General features: G+C 66.1%; 13 protein-coding genes and 1 pseudogene. 7 read left to right on the plus strand and 7 right to left on the minus strand.

The features are described from left to right. Positions 1–131: 131 nt before the first annotated feature. The 4 genes and pseudogenes from ACTIR_RS27810 to ACTIR_RS27740 form a co-directional block, all read right to left on the minus strand. Positions 132–353 (minus strand): annotated as a pseudogene (locus ACTIR_RS27810) (transposase); the annotation flags it as partial. 59 nt (positions 354–412) lie between these two features. Then, positions 413–646: a hypothetical protein gene (locus ACTIR_RS27140; protein ID WP_034238785.1), complete on the minus strand. Its 234-nt coding sequence runs from the start codon at positions 644–646 to the stop codon at positions 413–415. Between the two features lie 192 nt (positions 647–838). Beyond that, positions 839–1,102, minus strand: a complete 264-nt coding sequence (locus tag ACTIR_RS0107085) for a hypothetical protein (protein ID WP_026453736.1) — start codon at positions 1,100–1,102, stop codon at positions 839–841. Beyond that, a complete protein-coding gene (locus ACTIR_RS27740; protein WP_324607091.1) occupies positions 1,044–1,532 on the minus strand; it encodes a zinc finger protein in 489 nt (162 codons plus the stop codon). The genes ACTIR_RS0107085 and ACTIR_RS27740 overlap by 59 nt, the downstream gene beginning before the upstream one ends. A 173-nt stretch (positions 1,533–1,705) precedes the next feature. Between ACTIR_RS27740 and ACTIR_RS0107090 the strand changes: the two genes are divergently transcribed. Both ACTIR_RS0107090 and ACTIR_RS0107095 read left to right on the plus strand, forming a co-directional pair. Then, positions 1,706–2,551 (plus strand): helix-turn-helix domain-containing protein, encoded by an 846-nt coding sequence (locus ACTIR_RS0107090; protein ID WP_026453737.1) that lies wholly within the window; start codon positions 1,706–1,708, stop codon positions 2,549–2,551. After that, positions 2,548–2,745, plus strand: coding sequence for a DUF397 domain-containing protein (locus ACTIR_RS0107095; protein WP_026453738.1), 198 nt, complete (start codon positions 2,548–2,550; stop codon positions 2,743–2,745). The genes ACTIR_RS0107090 and ACTIR_RS0107095 overlap by 4 nt, the downstream gene beginning before the upstream one ends. A gap of 262 nt (positions 2,746–3,007) precedes the next feature. On the opposite strand, the gene ACTIR_RS24765 is transcribed toward ACTIR_RS0107095, so the two are convergent. Further along, positions 3,008–3,517, minus strand: coding sequence for an Imm1 family immunity protein (locus ACTIR_RS24765; protein WP_052583753.1), 510 nt, complete (start codon positions 3,515–3,517; stop codon positions 3,008–3,010). Then, positions 3,514–4,305: a DddA-like double-stranded DNA deaminase toxin gene (locus ACTIR_RS25280; RefSeq protein WP_084789347.1), complete on the minus strand. Its 792-nt coding sequence runs from the start codon at positions 4,303–4,305 to the stop codon at positions 3,514–3,516. Before ACTIR_RS25280 ends, ACTIR_RS24765 begins: the two co-directional genes overlap by 4 nt. A gap of 271 nt (positions 4,306–4,576) precedes the next feature. On the opposite strand from ACTIR_RS25280, the gene pglX reads away from it, so the two are divergent. From pglX to ACTIR_RS0107135, 5 genes are all read left to right on the plus strand, one after another. Further along, on the plus strand, positions 4,577–8,197 hold the full coding sequence (gene pglX, locus ACTIR_RS0107110; protein ID WP_026453739.1) for a BREX-2 system adenine-specific DNA-methyltransferase PglX: 3,621 nt from the start codon (positions 4,577–4,579) through the stop codon (positions 8,195–8,197). After that, positions 8,194–8,448, plus strand: a complete 255-nt coding sequence (locus ACTIR_RS25805) for a hypothetical protein (RefSeq protein ID WP_026453740.1) — start codon at positions 8,194–8,196, stop codon at positions 8,446–8,448. The genes pglX and ACTIR_RS25805 overlap by 4 nt, the downstream gene beginning before the upstream one ends. A gap of 156 nt (positions 8,449–8,604) precedes the next feature. Further along, positions 8,605–9,081, plus strand: coding sequence for a P-loop NTPase family protein (locus ACTIR_RS25810; RefSeq protein WP_052583754.1), 477 nt, complete (start codon positions 8,605–8,607; stop codon positions 9,079–9,081). Beyond that, on the plus strand, positions 9,078–9,647 hold the full coding sequence (locus ACTIR_RS22160; RefSeq protein ID WP_084789349.1) for a DUF3558 family protein: 570 nt from the start codon (positions 9,078–9,080) through the stop codon (positions 9,645–9,647). Before ACTIR_RS25810 ends, ACTIR_RS22160 begins: the two co-directional genes overlap by 4 nt. A 517-nt stretch (positions 9,648–10,164) precedes the next feature. Beyond that, positions 10,165–12,012 carry a DUF262 domain-containing protein gene (locus ACTIR_RS0107135; RefSeq protein ID WP_026453741.1) on the plus strand — a complete coding sequence of 616 codons (1,848 nt, stop codon included), beginning with the start codon at positions 10,165–10,167 and terminating at the stop codon, positions 12,010–12,012. A 129-nt stretch (positions 12,013–12,141) separates the two neighbouring features. Here ACTIR_RS0107135 and ACTIR_RS0107140 read toward each other — a convergent pair whose 3' ends face one another. Then, positions 12,142–12,576 carry an OsmC family peroxiredoxin gene (locus ACTIR_RS0107140; protein ID WP_026453742.1) on the minus strand — a complete coding sequence of 145 codons (435 nt, stop codon included), beginning with the start codon at positions 12,574–12,576 and terminating at the stop codon, positions 12,142–12,144. Between the last annotated feature and the right edge of the window lie 114 nt (positions 12,577–12,690).

The raw sequence follows: 12,690 nt of genomic DNA on the forward strand, positions 1-12,690 counted from the left end.
GGCCGCGCGCATGCGCGGGCGCCCGCCGCATGCTGATGAGCACGCACGATCGAGGAATCGACCGACACTTCCCCGATCCAGCTCGTCCACGGCCTCGGCGATCACCCGCACCCGGCTCACCAGCGTGGCCAGTGTGCCGTTGCGCGACCAGCGCCAGAACCGGTTGTACACCGTCTTCCACGGCCCGTAACGCTGCGGCAGGTCCCGCCACGCGATGCCGGTCCGGCACTTGTAGAGCATCCCGTTGATCACCTGCCGGTCATCCACCCGCGGACGCCCCTGACCCCCGACACCGGCAGCAACGGCTCCACCACCGCCCACTGCTCATCCGTCAACTCATGCCTACGCACCACAAACCAAGATCAAACCAGACCACCAACACACCCTTTAAGGACAGGCCCTAGGGCGCCGATCACCTGGTGATGTGCCGGCGCAGTCCGGTCTCGTCGTCGGGCGGTGGTTCGGACGAACCGGGGCGGCAGGTTTCGAGGATGCCGCGCCCGCGGTCGTGCAGGTCTTCGAGCGTCCCGTCGGTGCGCTCGCACATCTCGGCGAGCACGTCGTCCAGTGCCCACCATCGCCGGGGCGTCAGCCCGGCATGGTCGGAGTGGGTGGGGGCGGACGGATCCCGGTCGTGGTCGGGCATCGGTGGTGTCCTTCGTGGTGTTCGGGCAGCGGGCCATGCCCCGGTCGGCGTGGGGAGCGGCGTGGAGGCCCGGATCCGCTCGAACCGCGCCGACCGGGAGTCCCGGCCGACCGGGCGCGTGTGAGGGGGTCGGCCGGGACGGTCACCTCCGGTGCGGTGCGTGGGGAAGGGGATGCACCGGAGGGTGACGTCTCAGAGTTGGCGCAGTCCCTGCAGGACCCGCCGCAGGAGCGACGCCGACGGTGGGTCGTGGTGCTGGAGCGCCCGCTTCGCCCGTGCCGTCTCGATCTCCGGGTCGACGTCGGGGTCGACGCTGGGCCAGTGGTCGCCGAGGTTGTGCAGCACCACGGTGTCGGCTACGGGCAGGGCGGGCAGGCGGGTCGTCTCGTCGAGCGGGTCACCGGCGGAGTCGGGGGGTTCGTCGTCGTCCGGTGGGGCATGCGCGTTCGGGGGCACGGTCGGGGTTCCTCGGGGCGGGGGACTGGTCGGGGAGCGGGGGGATGTCGTCGGGGTTGAATCCCTCCCGAACCCGGATTTCATGATCGCAAGACCAACAGGTGGGACACGGCCACCCGCCGAGCCGGAAGTCGCCTTCGGCCGGGGTGACCTCAACCCCGCACAACGAGGGGAAGGGCCGTTCGGGCACGGGTGTGGTCGTGGTGCGGTCGTAGGCGTGCAGCCGCCCCTCCGCCTGCTGCCAGCGCCACCACATCAGCGACACCCCACGCACGGCGTGGCGGCCGGGTCGGGCGCGACGGCGAGCGACAGAAACAGACCACACCGGGTGCGCACCGTCGGTGCGGCCAAGGGCGTGCTGGACCAGGCCACGGCGCGGTGCTGGGCACCGTCCCGGCTGACCCACATCCCCTCGGGCGCGGCCCGGCATTCCGGGGCGGGTGGGCGGATCGGTCGGATCGGCATCGTGACTCCCCCTGGGTCGATCGTGTGTGACTCAGACCATTTCGGTACCGGGTTCAATCGTGATGGTCCCGGTACCATCTGGCAATGCCACGATCGGTTGAACCGAGGGCAGGAAAACGGTCAGCTATCGTCTGGTGCATGACCGGTACCAAGTCGGAAGCGCGTGCCCACGTGCTCGGGGGTGAACTCCGTGCGCTTCGCCGTGAGGCGGGACTCTCCCAACGCGCACTCGCCGGCCGTATGGACCGCGCGCATACCGTCCTGGTCCGCTGGGAGCGTGGACAGCGAATCCCGGATTCGACCGGCATCGAGGCATTCGCCCGAGCCTTGTCGCTGACGGTCGTCGAACGCGATCGCCTGGTTCAGCTTGCGCGTGAGGCCGCTGACGAGCCGGTCAACGAGGTTTCCGCCGGTGCGGCGGGGCAAACTGACGTACTCGGCACCTTGATCAAGTTTGAGCAGGTGGCTACCGAAATCACGACGGTGTCCACCGCACTCGTGTCCGGCTTGATGCAAACGGCCGCGTACGCGCGTCTTGCGATCGGTGACAGTCCAGAGATAGAGACCAAGGTGGCTACGCGGATCGGTCGTCGTGACGTGATCACGAGGGACCGTGATCCTGCGCGCTACACGGCCTACCTCCTGGAGACCGTCCTGCAGCAACGCATCGGACACGACGTGATGTGCGACCAGCTCCGGTTGATCCAACGGCTCGGCGACCTGCCGAATGTGAGCGTCCGTATCATTCCCGAGGCGTGTGGACTCACGCCAGCTCACACAGGGTCGTTCGCACTGCTGGAGTTCGCCAAGGCGGACTCGGTAGTGCACATGGAGCACCTGTCGTCGGTCGTGCTTCTGCGCGATCGAGATGATGTGGAGGCACACAGGACGGCGCTGGCGAGTCTGGACGAGCTGGCGTTGAGTCCGGGAGAGTCGAACGACCTCATCGCTGATGTCATCGACAAGATGGAGACGACAGCATGACCGCACGCAAGACAGTCGAGGGTTGGCGGAAGTCGAACTACTCAGGCAAGCACGAATGCGTGGAGTTCCGCCGGGTCGACGGTGGTGTGGAGGTCCGCAACAGCAGGCGCCCCGGCGAGGCGACCATCCGCTACACCGATGCCGAGTGGCGGGCGTTCATCGCGGGTGTGAAGGATGGCGAGTTCGACCTCTGAGGGTGCGCGACCCTCGAACCCGCCTGATCGAGCTGAGGCCCCGGTATTCGCAGTACCGGGGCCTCGACTCATGCAGGAGGACGCATCCCCGGACTCCTGGCGTGCGACGTGGGCCTTGACGAGCTCCTGCACTTCCTCGCCGGCGGGATGGTCCTCGATGAGGTGTGCTCAGCGGTAGTCGTCATGCTCGTGAGCCGTACGGGGTGGCGTCTGACGGTGACGGCCCAGGTGGTGACGCGGTAGGTGCTGGGCCGGCAGCACACTACGCCGCGATGCCCGGCAATGGCTGGAGAATCGCGCCGGTCAGGTCGCCACGTACCCAGGTCACCGACTCCGGGCGCGCTCCGTTCGTGCGGCAGAACTCGCGGACGGCCCGACGGGCCTGTTCGAGCGGGATCGCGCTGTGAGCGTCATGGTCGCGAGGGTAAGCCGGGTCTATGACGAGGCGCGGAGGGTTCGCCAGCGGGGCGTTGCGTCCGAAGGACACGAACGTCTCCATCGTCGTCTCTCCTCGGAAGCCGATCCAGGTGAGCGCCCCGTAGCCGGCGGGTGGGTTGCTGGCGAGCTGAAGGAAGTTGTCCGGTGCCCACTCGATGATGTCGTCGGTCCAGGGGTGGTCGGCGCAGTAGAACTGCGCCACCTCGCCGGGTGGTAGCGGGCTGTCCACGGACCCTGGGGACGCTTGGTCGATGGCCTCATCGATCAGGCGTTCAACCTCGTGCCAGTGCTCGGCATGATGAAACTGGTCGTGGATGAGTGCGCTGACGATCATCGTTCGGCTCCCTTCAGTTCGAACCTTACCCCACTCTCGGCGGACCAGACAGTCATCGATGTTCCGGACGGGAGGATGGCGCCGACAGCGCGACGACAGTTGAACATGCCACGACAGGGCGTATTGTTGATCACCACGTTCAGATGGCTTATTCCTTGTCGGCTCATGTACCAAGCAAGCTTGGTCTCGACATGCTCGCTCACAGCGATCTTGCCCCGTGGATCGTGGTGTCGGAATACGCCGCTTCTCAGGTGGCGGTCAATCTCGGTAGAGGCGCCGGTTGGGCCGCTCTGGAGGACCGAGCGGTCCAGGTTCAGTTCTCGTCCCTTGTCATCGAAAGCATGTCCGCTGGTGATATGGGAGGCCAGTCCCGTGCCGACCTTGATGGCCCACTCTGCGGTGGCGAACTCGAAGCAAGCCTCCCCGATGTGATTCGGCTGGGTCTTGTAATCATGCGGTGGTGTAGCGTCTGACGGTGGATTAGCGTCCTCATCGAAAGGAATGCCAACGGTGCCGACGCTTGGCGTGCCGATGTTGTGCATGTAAGTCCGGAGGGCGTCGTTGGCCAGGTGTAGTGCCTTGCTGGCTTCGACAGTCGTGTACCAGATCTCGCGATATGTGGAGATGCTGCGTAGGAGACTCGAATCAGCGGTGTCATCGACAATGGCAGTCAGGGCCACGCCGCTTTCACCCACACTGCGGCGGGCCTGAACGAGTGCGGCGTGTCCCTCCGCGAGTTTGACGAGCACGTATGTCAGCTGTTTGCTGAGCTGTTCGAAGCTACTCATGCTCCCCGCTCGCTGTCGCACTCCACTGCGACGGAAGTAGCATGATAGTTCAGTTTGCAGGTTGCTCGCAAATTGGCTTGCGACCGGGGTATCCGTGCCCCCCCAAGAGGGCGCTGTCCGCCAGCAACCTGATACGCCGCTCGGGTGGTGAAGCGTTCACCACCTGCGCGGTTGCCCGCTGTGTCCGGCCCCCAGCCTGTCGAGCGCCGTCCGCGCTCGCGAGAATGTGGCGACCACGGCCCGGCGACACGGCCCGAACGGGGAGGACGCGATGGCGATGCACGGAACCGACCGCGAGCAGTTGGTGGCGGACCTGCGAGGGCAAGTGGGCTTGTTGGAGGCCGATCTGCGGGCTCGTGCGGAGGAGGTTGCGGAGTTCCGCGAGCCGTTGCGGGCGGAGTATGTGGAGGCGTTCGAGAAGGGGCGGACGGCGGCGCCTTGGGAGTCGTGGCTGGATGCGCGGGTGACGCAGGTGGCGGCGGCGTGGGTGTTGGGCACGGTGTTCGTGCGGTTCTGTGAGGACAACGGCCTGGTGGCGGCGCCGTTCCTGTCCGGGCCGGGGGAGCGGTTGGCCGAGGCGGAGGAGCGGCACGAGGACTTCTTCCGTCGGTATCCGGAGCGCAACGACCGGGACTGGCTGGTGGCCGGGTTTGAGGAGTTGGCGGAGGCGCATCCGACGGCGGCGGGGTTGTTCGACCGGCGGCACAACCCGCTGTGGGAGATCAGCCCGTCGTTCGAGGCGGCCAGTGGGCTGGTGCGGTTCTGGCGCCGCCGCGGCGGCGACGGTGAGGTCCGGTACGACTTCACCGACCCGGAGTGGGACACCCGGTTCCTGGGGGACCTGTACCAGGACCTCTCCGAACACGCGCGGAAGACGTATGCGTTGTTGCAGACTCCGGAGTTCGTCGAGGAGTTCATCCTCGACCTGACCCTCGAACCGGCGGTCGAGCAGTTCGGCCTGGCCGGGCTGCGCACGATCGATCCGGCCTGCGGCTCGGGGCACTTCGTGCTGGGTCTGTTCCACCGGATCCTGGACAAGTGGCGTGAGGCCGAGCCGGGCACGGACCAGTGGACGCTGGTGGAGCGCAGTCTGTCGTCGGTGCATGGGTGTGACAAGAACCCGTTCGCCGTGTCGATCGCCCGGTTCCGGTTGTTGGTGGCGGCGTTGCGCGCGGCGAAGGCGACCCGGCTGGATCAGGCGCCGGAGTTTCCGCTGAATCTGGCGGTGGGGGACTCGCTGCTGCACGGGCGAAACGCGCCGGGCACTCAGATCGATCTGCTCGCCGACGCCGAGCCGCATGTGTATGCCACCGAGGATGTGCACGCGTATCGCGACTCGTGTGACCTGCTCGGATTCGCGTCCTATCACGTCGTGGTGGGCAATCCGCCGTATATCACGGTGAAGGACAAGTGTGAGAACGAGTTTTACCGGGCCGGGTACAGCGCGTGCTCGGGGACATATGCATTGTCGGTGCCGTTCGCTCAGCGGATGTTCCACCTCGCTATCCGGCAAGACGGATCGGACCAGGATGCCGGCTACGTCGGGCAGATCACCGCGAACTCGTTCATGAAGCGCGAGTTCGGCAAGAAGCTCATTGAGAAGTTCTTCCAGACGGTGCACCTCACGCATGTGATCGACACTTCCGGGGCCTACATCCCCGGCCACGGCACCCCCACCGTCATCCTCGTCGGCCGCAACCACCAGTATCGTCACAGCATTCCTATTCGAGCGGTCCTCGGTGTTCGGGGCGAACCGGCTCAACCGGACGACCCTGCCAAGGGTCTAGTATGGTCCGCCATCGTCGACCAAATTTCCCAGCCGGGCAGCGAGTCGGAGTGGGTCTCGGTGGAGGGTGCGGAGCGAAGCCGCTTCGCGGTTCATCCGTGGAGCTTGAGTGGCGGGGGTGCTGGCAGCGTGGTCGAAAGCCTCACCTCTGCATCGAGCGGCACGCTGCAGAGTCGCATTCATGAAACAGGTTTCGGTGCTGTCACCCGCGAAGACAATGCTTACATGGTGGGTGGGCGGGCGCTTCGCAGATCCGGTATCGGAGAGGAATGGCAGAAGCCCCTCGTAGAGGGTGATGTCACCAGAGACTACGCGATCTCAAACCCTGTCAGTTCGCTTTGGCCTTATAGCTCCACTACTCTGAAGGCATTCTCTTCTCCAGAAGTGGATCGTTTTCTCTGGCCGCACAGGTCGATCTTGCGTGAGCGAGTCGCTTACGGTAAGACGCAGACGCAGCGGAACCTCAAGTGGTTTGAGTACTCGATGTTCTTCGAAAATCGGTATCGAATCGCGCTGTCGATCGCTTTTGCTTTTGTGGCGACACATAATCAGTTTGTGTTGGATCGGGGTGGGAAGGTCTTCAACCGGTCTGCTCCGGTGATTAAGTTGCCGGAGGGGGCGGGTGAGGATGAGCATGTGGAGTTGTTGGGGGTGTTGAACTCGTCGGTGGCCTGTTTTTGGCTCAAACAGGTCAGCCACGACAAAGGGAGTCAGGGTGTTAGTGAGGGGTTCAAGTCGCAAGAGTGGGAGCGGTTCTACGAGTTCACGGGGACGAAGTTGCAGGATTTTCCGCTTCCGGTGGTGTTGCCGTTGGAGTTGGGGCGAGCGTTGGATGGGTTGGCGGGGGAGTTGGCGTCGTGGGAGCCGTCGGCGGTGGCTGAGCGCGGGGTGCCGTCGCGGGAGCGGTTGGCGGTGGCGCGGGCTGAGTGGTCTCGGATTCGGGGTCGGATGGTGGCGGTGCAGGAGGAGTTGGATTGGTGGGTGTATGGCGCCTACGGCCTGTTGGATGAGGGCGAGCGTGCCCGGTTGACCGCTGCTGATTGGCAGGCGGTGCCGGAGGTGGAGTTGGGGCAGCGGCCGTTCGAGATCGTGCTGGCCCGCCGTGTGGCGGCGGGGGAGGTGGATACGGCGTGGTTTGACCGGCACGGCTCCACCCCGACCACGGAGATCCCGGCCGACTGGCCGGAGTGGTACCGGCAGTTGGTGCGGGCCCGCATCGAGGCGATCGAGTCCCGCCGAGACCTCAATCTGTTGGAGCGGCCGGAGCACAAGCGCCGGTGGGCGGCCGAGCCGTGGGAGAAGCGGGAGGCGGAGGCGCTGCGCACGTGGTTGTTGGACCAGTGCGAGCGTCGCGAGTTGTGGTTCGGGTTGCGGGACGGGTTTGAGCAGCCGCGTACGCGGACGGTGCACCAGTTGGCCGACGCGTTCCGTGACGACGCGGATATGCACGCCGTGGCTTCGCTGTATGCGGCGGATCATCTGGGTAAGCCGGATTTGAGTCTTGCGCAGGTGTTGGAGCGGGTGGTGGCGGATCAGCATGTGCCGTTTCTGGCGGCGTTGCGGTTCAAGGAGCCTGGGTTGCGTAAGCGGGCCCAGTGGGAGCGGGTGTGGCAGCTGCAGCGGGAGGAAGACGCTACGGGGCAGCGGTTGGACATTCCGGTGCCGCCGAAATACACCTCCGGCGACTTCCGCAAGGCGTCGTACTGGTCGCAGCGGGGCAAGTTGGACGTGCCCAAGGAACGGTTCGTCTCGTATCCGGAGGCGGGGCCGGAGGGGGATCCGAGCCTGCTGTTGGGCTGGGCCGGCTGGGACCACAAAGACCAGGCGCAGGCGTTGGTGAACCTGATCAACGACCGGTCCGAGGACGCCGGCTGGGGAGTCGAGCGGTTGACGCCGCTGGTCGCCGGGCTGGCGGAAGTGATGCCGTGGGTGCACCAGTGGCACGGCGAGTACGACGACGAGTGGGGCGGGATACCGGCCGAGGAGTATCAGGCCTTCCTCGACGAACAACGCCACCGCCACCACCTCACCGAAGACGACCTCACCACCTGGCGCCCCACCCCCACCAGGAAAGGCCGCCCCACCACAAAGGACGAAACACAGTGAGCATCGAGGTCTCGCCGGAGGAGGTCGCCCGCGCGCTGCGGGGCGTCCGTCCGCACGTGTACCGGATCGACAGCGACGACGACACGACCCGCATCACGCTGGTGCTGCGGGTCAGCGCCGCCGGACGGCGCAACGCGGCCGAGCGGGTCGTCGCGGCGCTGGCCGGTGACGGGCTGGAGCCGGCCGCCGACGACCCGGTGGAGGCGCTGGTGGCCGAGGGGAACGCGGTCGCGGTACGGCGGGCACGGTGACGAGTCCGGGCCGACCGATTGGGCAGAACCACTGGGGCGGCTGCTTTGGTCCGGCTATCGTGAGCGGTGCGTAGTGCGGTGGTCTCTCCGCCGGGCCGGGTGAACCGAAGGGTGTCGGCGGAGAGGCGCCTCGAACGATGACACGGGGAGGGGCCCATGTCCGACGGCGTTTTCGACAACGACTCGGTACCGAGCGAGCCGGTCGGCAAAGCCGGTGGCGGTGGTTTCATGGCCGGCATCGGGAAGATGCGGGACAGCGCCGACAGGATGATCGAGTCGGCCAGGTCCGGTGGTTTCCGGTCCAGTCCGGAGGGAGTCAAACCGCTGATCGACGCCTGTTCGCGGATGATCGACAGGATTGAAGAGCTGCGCGAGAACTTCTCGCGCCTCGCGCAGGATCCGAAGCTCGGTAGCAGCCCGTATGCTTTGCGAGTTGCCAAACATGATCGACAGTCGGCGGATGGCCCGCAAGGTGCCGTGCCGCAGCTCCTTGCGTTGAGGGAGACATTGGTGGCGCTGACCGAGGCTCTGTACCGTGCGTCCAGTCAGTATGCTGAGGCAGAGGAAGCCGCCACGATGCGTGGGTCGGCGCGAAACGACCTGATGACAGCTAGGCAGGGCTTCTCGTCATGAACCGTGCCGGTTTTGCTTCCGTTTTCGGGATCCTGCTGCTCGGGCTCTCAGCGTGCTCGTCGAGTGTGGGAGGGGAGGCGAACCCTTCTCGGACCGGCGGGCCGTCGCGCTCGGCCACCCAATCCACTCCAGGGATGGGGACTGACGGGAACAGCGTCCCGGATTCGCTGGCCGACATCGCCCCGTGCTCGCTCCTCAGCAACGATGAGTTGAGTGAGTACGGCACGTTCCCTCCAGGTGAAAGGGACGACAGGGGTGTCGGGCGCGCTTGCAGGTTCCAGAGGGACAGAGACCCCACCGAACCCGGCCGGGTCGTCGCCGTAAACCTGCGCGAGGAACAGGGGGTGGGAGACGTCATAGAACAGGGGTATGGCGTGCAGCGTGCCGAGAGCAACGGGCGTAAGTACGCTCAGGTCCCTAGCGCCGGAGCCTGCCTCATCGCGATCGGGGTAACTTCGACGTCGCGCGTCGACATCCATGTCGTCGCCACCGAGGGACGGCAGAAGAGCTGCGAGATCGCCGATGAGATCGGTGCGATCGTGGAGCCGAAACTTCCGAAGGGCTGAGCGGTGACCGAACCCTCGGCGATATGTCGGACGACGGTGGCCCGCAGCGTGTCGGCGTGGCGGTAGATGTCTCGACGCCCTCGATGGGGGAGACGGGTCTCCGTCTTCGTCGAACACGCCGAGGTAGCTGTGGGCGCGGTGAACCACAGGCGGGCGATCAGCTTGCGGTTGTTGTCGTCGAGCAGCACGCCCACATCGGCGGTGAACTTCGGGATGACCTCGTCGGGGATGAAGACGTCGTAGCTTGGTGGCTTCCTCCGTCTGGATCGCCGCCTTGTGCTTACGGATCTTCTGAGGGGAGCACCTGCGTGCGTTCCGCGATCTACTCCGGCGTCTCTCCTCGCTGAACGGGCTGACGGATCGGTGACTCTCGCGCGCGGACACCGGCTACGAGGGCGGGAGCGTTACCGGGGCGGTTCCTCCGTTGAATCCGCCGTACAAGCGTGATCACCTGCGGTAGCGTCAGCGCGGGACGCGGGATCCCGGAATCGGTCAGGACGTCGACGTAGGAGAAGCGATGGGCTTTCAGACGCCGCAACACCCGTTGAAGGAACTCCTGCCGAGGATCGCGCGGGGTGAGATCCAGTTGCCTGACTTTCAACGCGGCTACGTCTGGGATGAGGAACGCATCCGGTCGTTGCTGGTCACCATTGCGCACGGGCACCCGCTCGGCGTGGTGATGACGCTGCAGACCGGCAACGACCAAGTGCGGTTCAAGCCCAGGCCGATCGAGGGGGCCGACGATGAGGCTGCCGAGATTGAGCCCGCGCTGCTCGTGCTCGACGGGCAACAGCGCCTCACCTCGTTGAGCCAGGCGCTCTGGGGGGACGGCGTGATCGATACCCACGACGCGCGGAAGAAGGTCGTCCGACGACGTTTTTTCTTCGACATCGCGCAGGCGGTGAAAGATCCACACAATCTGGACGAGGCGGTGAAGTCGCTGCCGGGTGACGGTGTGCTCCGGGAAAATTTCGATCGCGACGTCGTCCTGGACGTCTCCACCCGCGAGAAGCAGCTCGAACACGGCTACTTCCCGGTCAACCTGGCGTACCGCGACAGCGGGACTGACTGGCTATTCGGGTACGCCGACGGCGATGTCGCCAGGACGTTCCTCAACACTGTGATCACGCCGATGAAGTCCTACACCATCCCATCCATCGAGCTGGACCGCCAAACCACCAAGGAAGCCGTGGCCACGGTCTTCGAGAAGGTCAACCAGGGCGGGATGAAGCTCACCGTGTTCGAGCTGCTCACGGCGAAGTTCGCCGGCGACGCCGACTACTACCGCGCCACGGGTACGGACTTCCGCCTCAAGGATGACTGGGACAAGACCGCGGAGGTGATCAGGAAGTACCCGGTGCTGCAGGGGCTGGACGAGACCGAGTTCCTTCAGGCGGTGATGCTGCTGGCCAGCAACCACAAGTATCGGGCGACCACCGCGCGCAAGGACGACATCCTGGATCTGCGCTTGTCCGACTACCTCGACTGGGCTGACGAAGTGCGCAAGGCGATGGGGTGGGTCGCGGGTTTCCTGGCCGCCGAGCACATCCATATCGACGGCGACGTCCCGTATCCCACGCAGCTGGTGCCGCTGGCCGCGCTGCGGGTGCTGATGGGCGAGGACATCGACATCCATGGCATCCGGTCGCGTGTCCGGCAGTGGTACTGGTGTGGGGTGCTTGGTGAGCTCTACAGCTCCGCGACCGAAAACCGGATGGCCCGCGACGTCGAACAGGTGCCCGCATGGGCGCGCGGCGAGGAACGGGCGGTGGTGCCCCGCACCGTGGAGGACGCCAATTTCGTCGAGTCCCGGCTGCACTCGCTCAAGACTCGGAACGCGGCGGCATACAAAGGTATTCATGCGTTGCTCATGGCGCACGACACCAAGGACTGGCTGCACCACCAGCCGTTCGACCGGGCGCACTACCTCGAACTGGCGGTCGACATCCACCACATCTTCCCGAAGAAGTGGTGCCTGGCCCACGACATCGACCCGGAACTGCGCGAAAGCATCGTCAACAAGACGCCCCTGGCGCGCAAGACGAACCAGCTCGTCGGCGGGGTGTCACCCGCCGACTACATGCGCAAACTGGACGCCCGGGCGAAAATCACCACCGACGAGCTCGACGCCATCGTCGCCGCTCATCAGATCGACGTGGCGGCGCTGCGGGCGGGCGATTTCGAAAGCTTCTTCACACACCGTCGCGAGGCGCTGCTGCGGCTCGTGGAATCGGCCATGGGCAAGCGGGCCGCGCGTGATATCGACCAGGACTCACTCGACGGGGGTGCAGAATCCCCCGCCGCGTTCGTGCCCGAGCCGGACGACCCGGTGGACGACGCGGCGGAGTACGGCGTCACCGGGTAGCGGAACACGGCGACCCGGTGGAGGGCCTCGCCAGCCCCGGAGAGTCGACTCGCCAACCGCGGAGTGTCGACTCGCCGACCCGGGGTGTCGCCTTACAGTGCTGAAGTGTCGACTCGCTGTGCTGAGGTGTCAGCTCGCGAGTGCGGCGTCCATGGTGATCGTCGTGCCCGCCAGGGCCCTGCTCACCGGACAGGTGTCCTTGGCGGCCGCGGCGAGTTGGCCGAAGCGGTCCGCGTCCACGCCGTCCACATCGGCGCGCAGGGTGATGTCCACCGTGCTGATCGACAGTCCACCGTCGGCCGCCTCCACGGTCACCGCCGCGGTGATGTCGATCGTCTTCGGGGTCAGGTTCTCCTTCTCCAGCACCCCGGCGAGGTTCATCGCCAGGCAGGACGACTGCGCTGCCGCGATCAGCTCCTCCGGGCTGGTGGTGCCCTCCGGCTCACCCACCCGGCGCGGGAACGTGACGTCGAACCGGGCGGTGTTCGAGGAGTCGAGTGTGATCGCGCCGGTGCCGCTGTTGAGGCCACCGTTCCAGTGCGTCGTCGATTCGCGCCGGGCCATGGAGGCTCCCTTCGCCGGAGAGTGGGGGCGTGCTTCCCGACCCTAGGCCGCGCCGCCCGGCGCGGCGCGGTGAGCGGCGGGCCCGTTCGCCCGCGTGGGTGCCGTCGCACCGGT

It is taken from the genome of Saccharomonospora iraqiensis subsp. iraqiensis (genome assembly GCF_000430445.1).
GTDB classification, from domain to species: Bacteria; Actinomycetota; Actinomycetes; order Mycobacteriales; family Pseudonocardiaceae; genus Saccharomonospora; species Saccharomonospora iraqiensis.

Excerpts from the sequence above, each read along its gene's own strand:
- ACTIR_RS25280 (WP_084789347.1), bottom strand. The coding sequence starts at position 4,305 with ATGAGTAGCTTCGAACAGCTCAGCAAACAGCTGACATACGTGCTCGTC.
- ACTIR_RS27140 (WP_034238785.1), bottom strand. The coding sequence starts at position 646 with ATGCCCGACCACGACCGGGATCCGTCCGCCCCCACCCACTCCGACCAT.
- ACTIR_RS25810 (WP_052583754.1), top strand. The coding sequence starts at position 8,605 with ATGTCCGACGGCGTTTTCGACAACGACTCGGTACCGAGCGAGCCGGTC.
- ACTIR_RS0107095 (WP_026453738.1), top strand. The coding sequence starts at position 2,548 with ATGACCGCACGCAAGACAGTCGAGGGTTGGCGGAAGTCGAACTACTCA.
- ACTIR_RS22160 (WP_084789349.1), top strand. The coding sequence starts at position 9,078 with ATGAACCGTGCCGGTTTTGCTTCCGTTTTCGGGATCCTGCTGCTCGGG.
- ACTIR_RS24765 (WP_052583753.1), bottom strand. The coding sequence starts at position 3,517 with ATGATCGTCAGCGCACTCATCCACGACCAGTTTCATCATGCCGAGCAC.
- ACTIR_RS0107090 (WP_026453737.1), top strand. The coding sequence starts at position 1,706 with ATGACCGGTACCAAGTCGGAAGCGCGTGCCCACGTGCTCGGGGGTGAA.
- ACTIR_RS0107140 (WP_026453742.1), bottom strand. The coding sequence starts at position 12,576 with ATGGCCCGGCGCGAATCGACGACGCACTGGAACGGTGGCCTCAACAGC.
- ACTIR_RS27740 (WP_324607091.1), bottom strand. The coding sequence starts at position 1,532 with ATGCCGGGCCGCGCCCGAGGGGATGTGGGTCAGCCGGGACGGTGCCCA.
- pglX (WP_026453739.1), top strand. The coding sequence starts at position 4,577 with ATGGCGATGCACGGAACCGACCGCGAGCAGTTGGTGGCGGACCTGCGA.
- ACTIR_RS0107135 (WP_026453741.1), top strand. The coding sequence starts at position 10,165 with ATGGGCTTTCAGACGCCGCAACACCCGTTGAAGGAACTCCTGCCGAGG.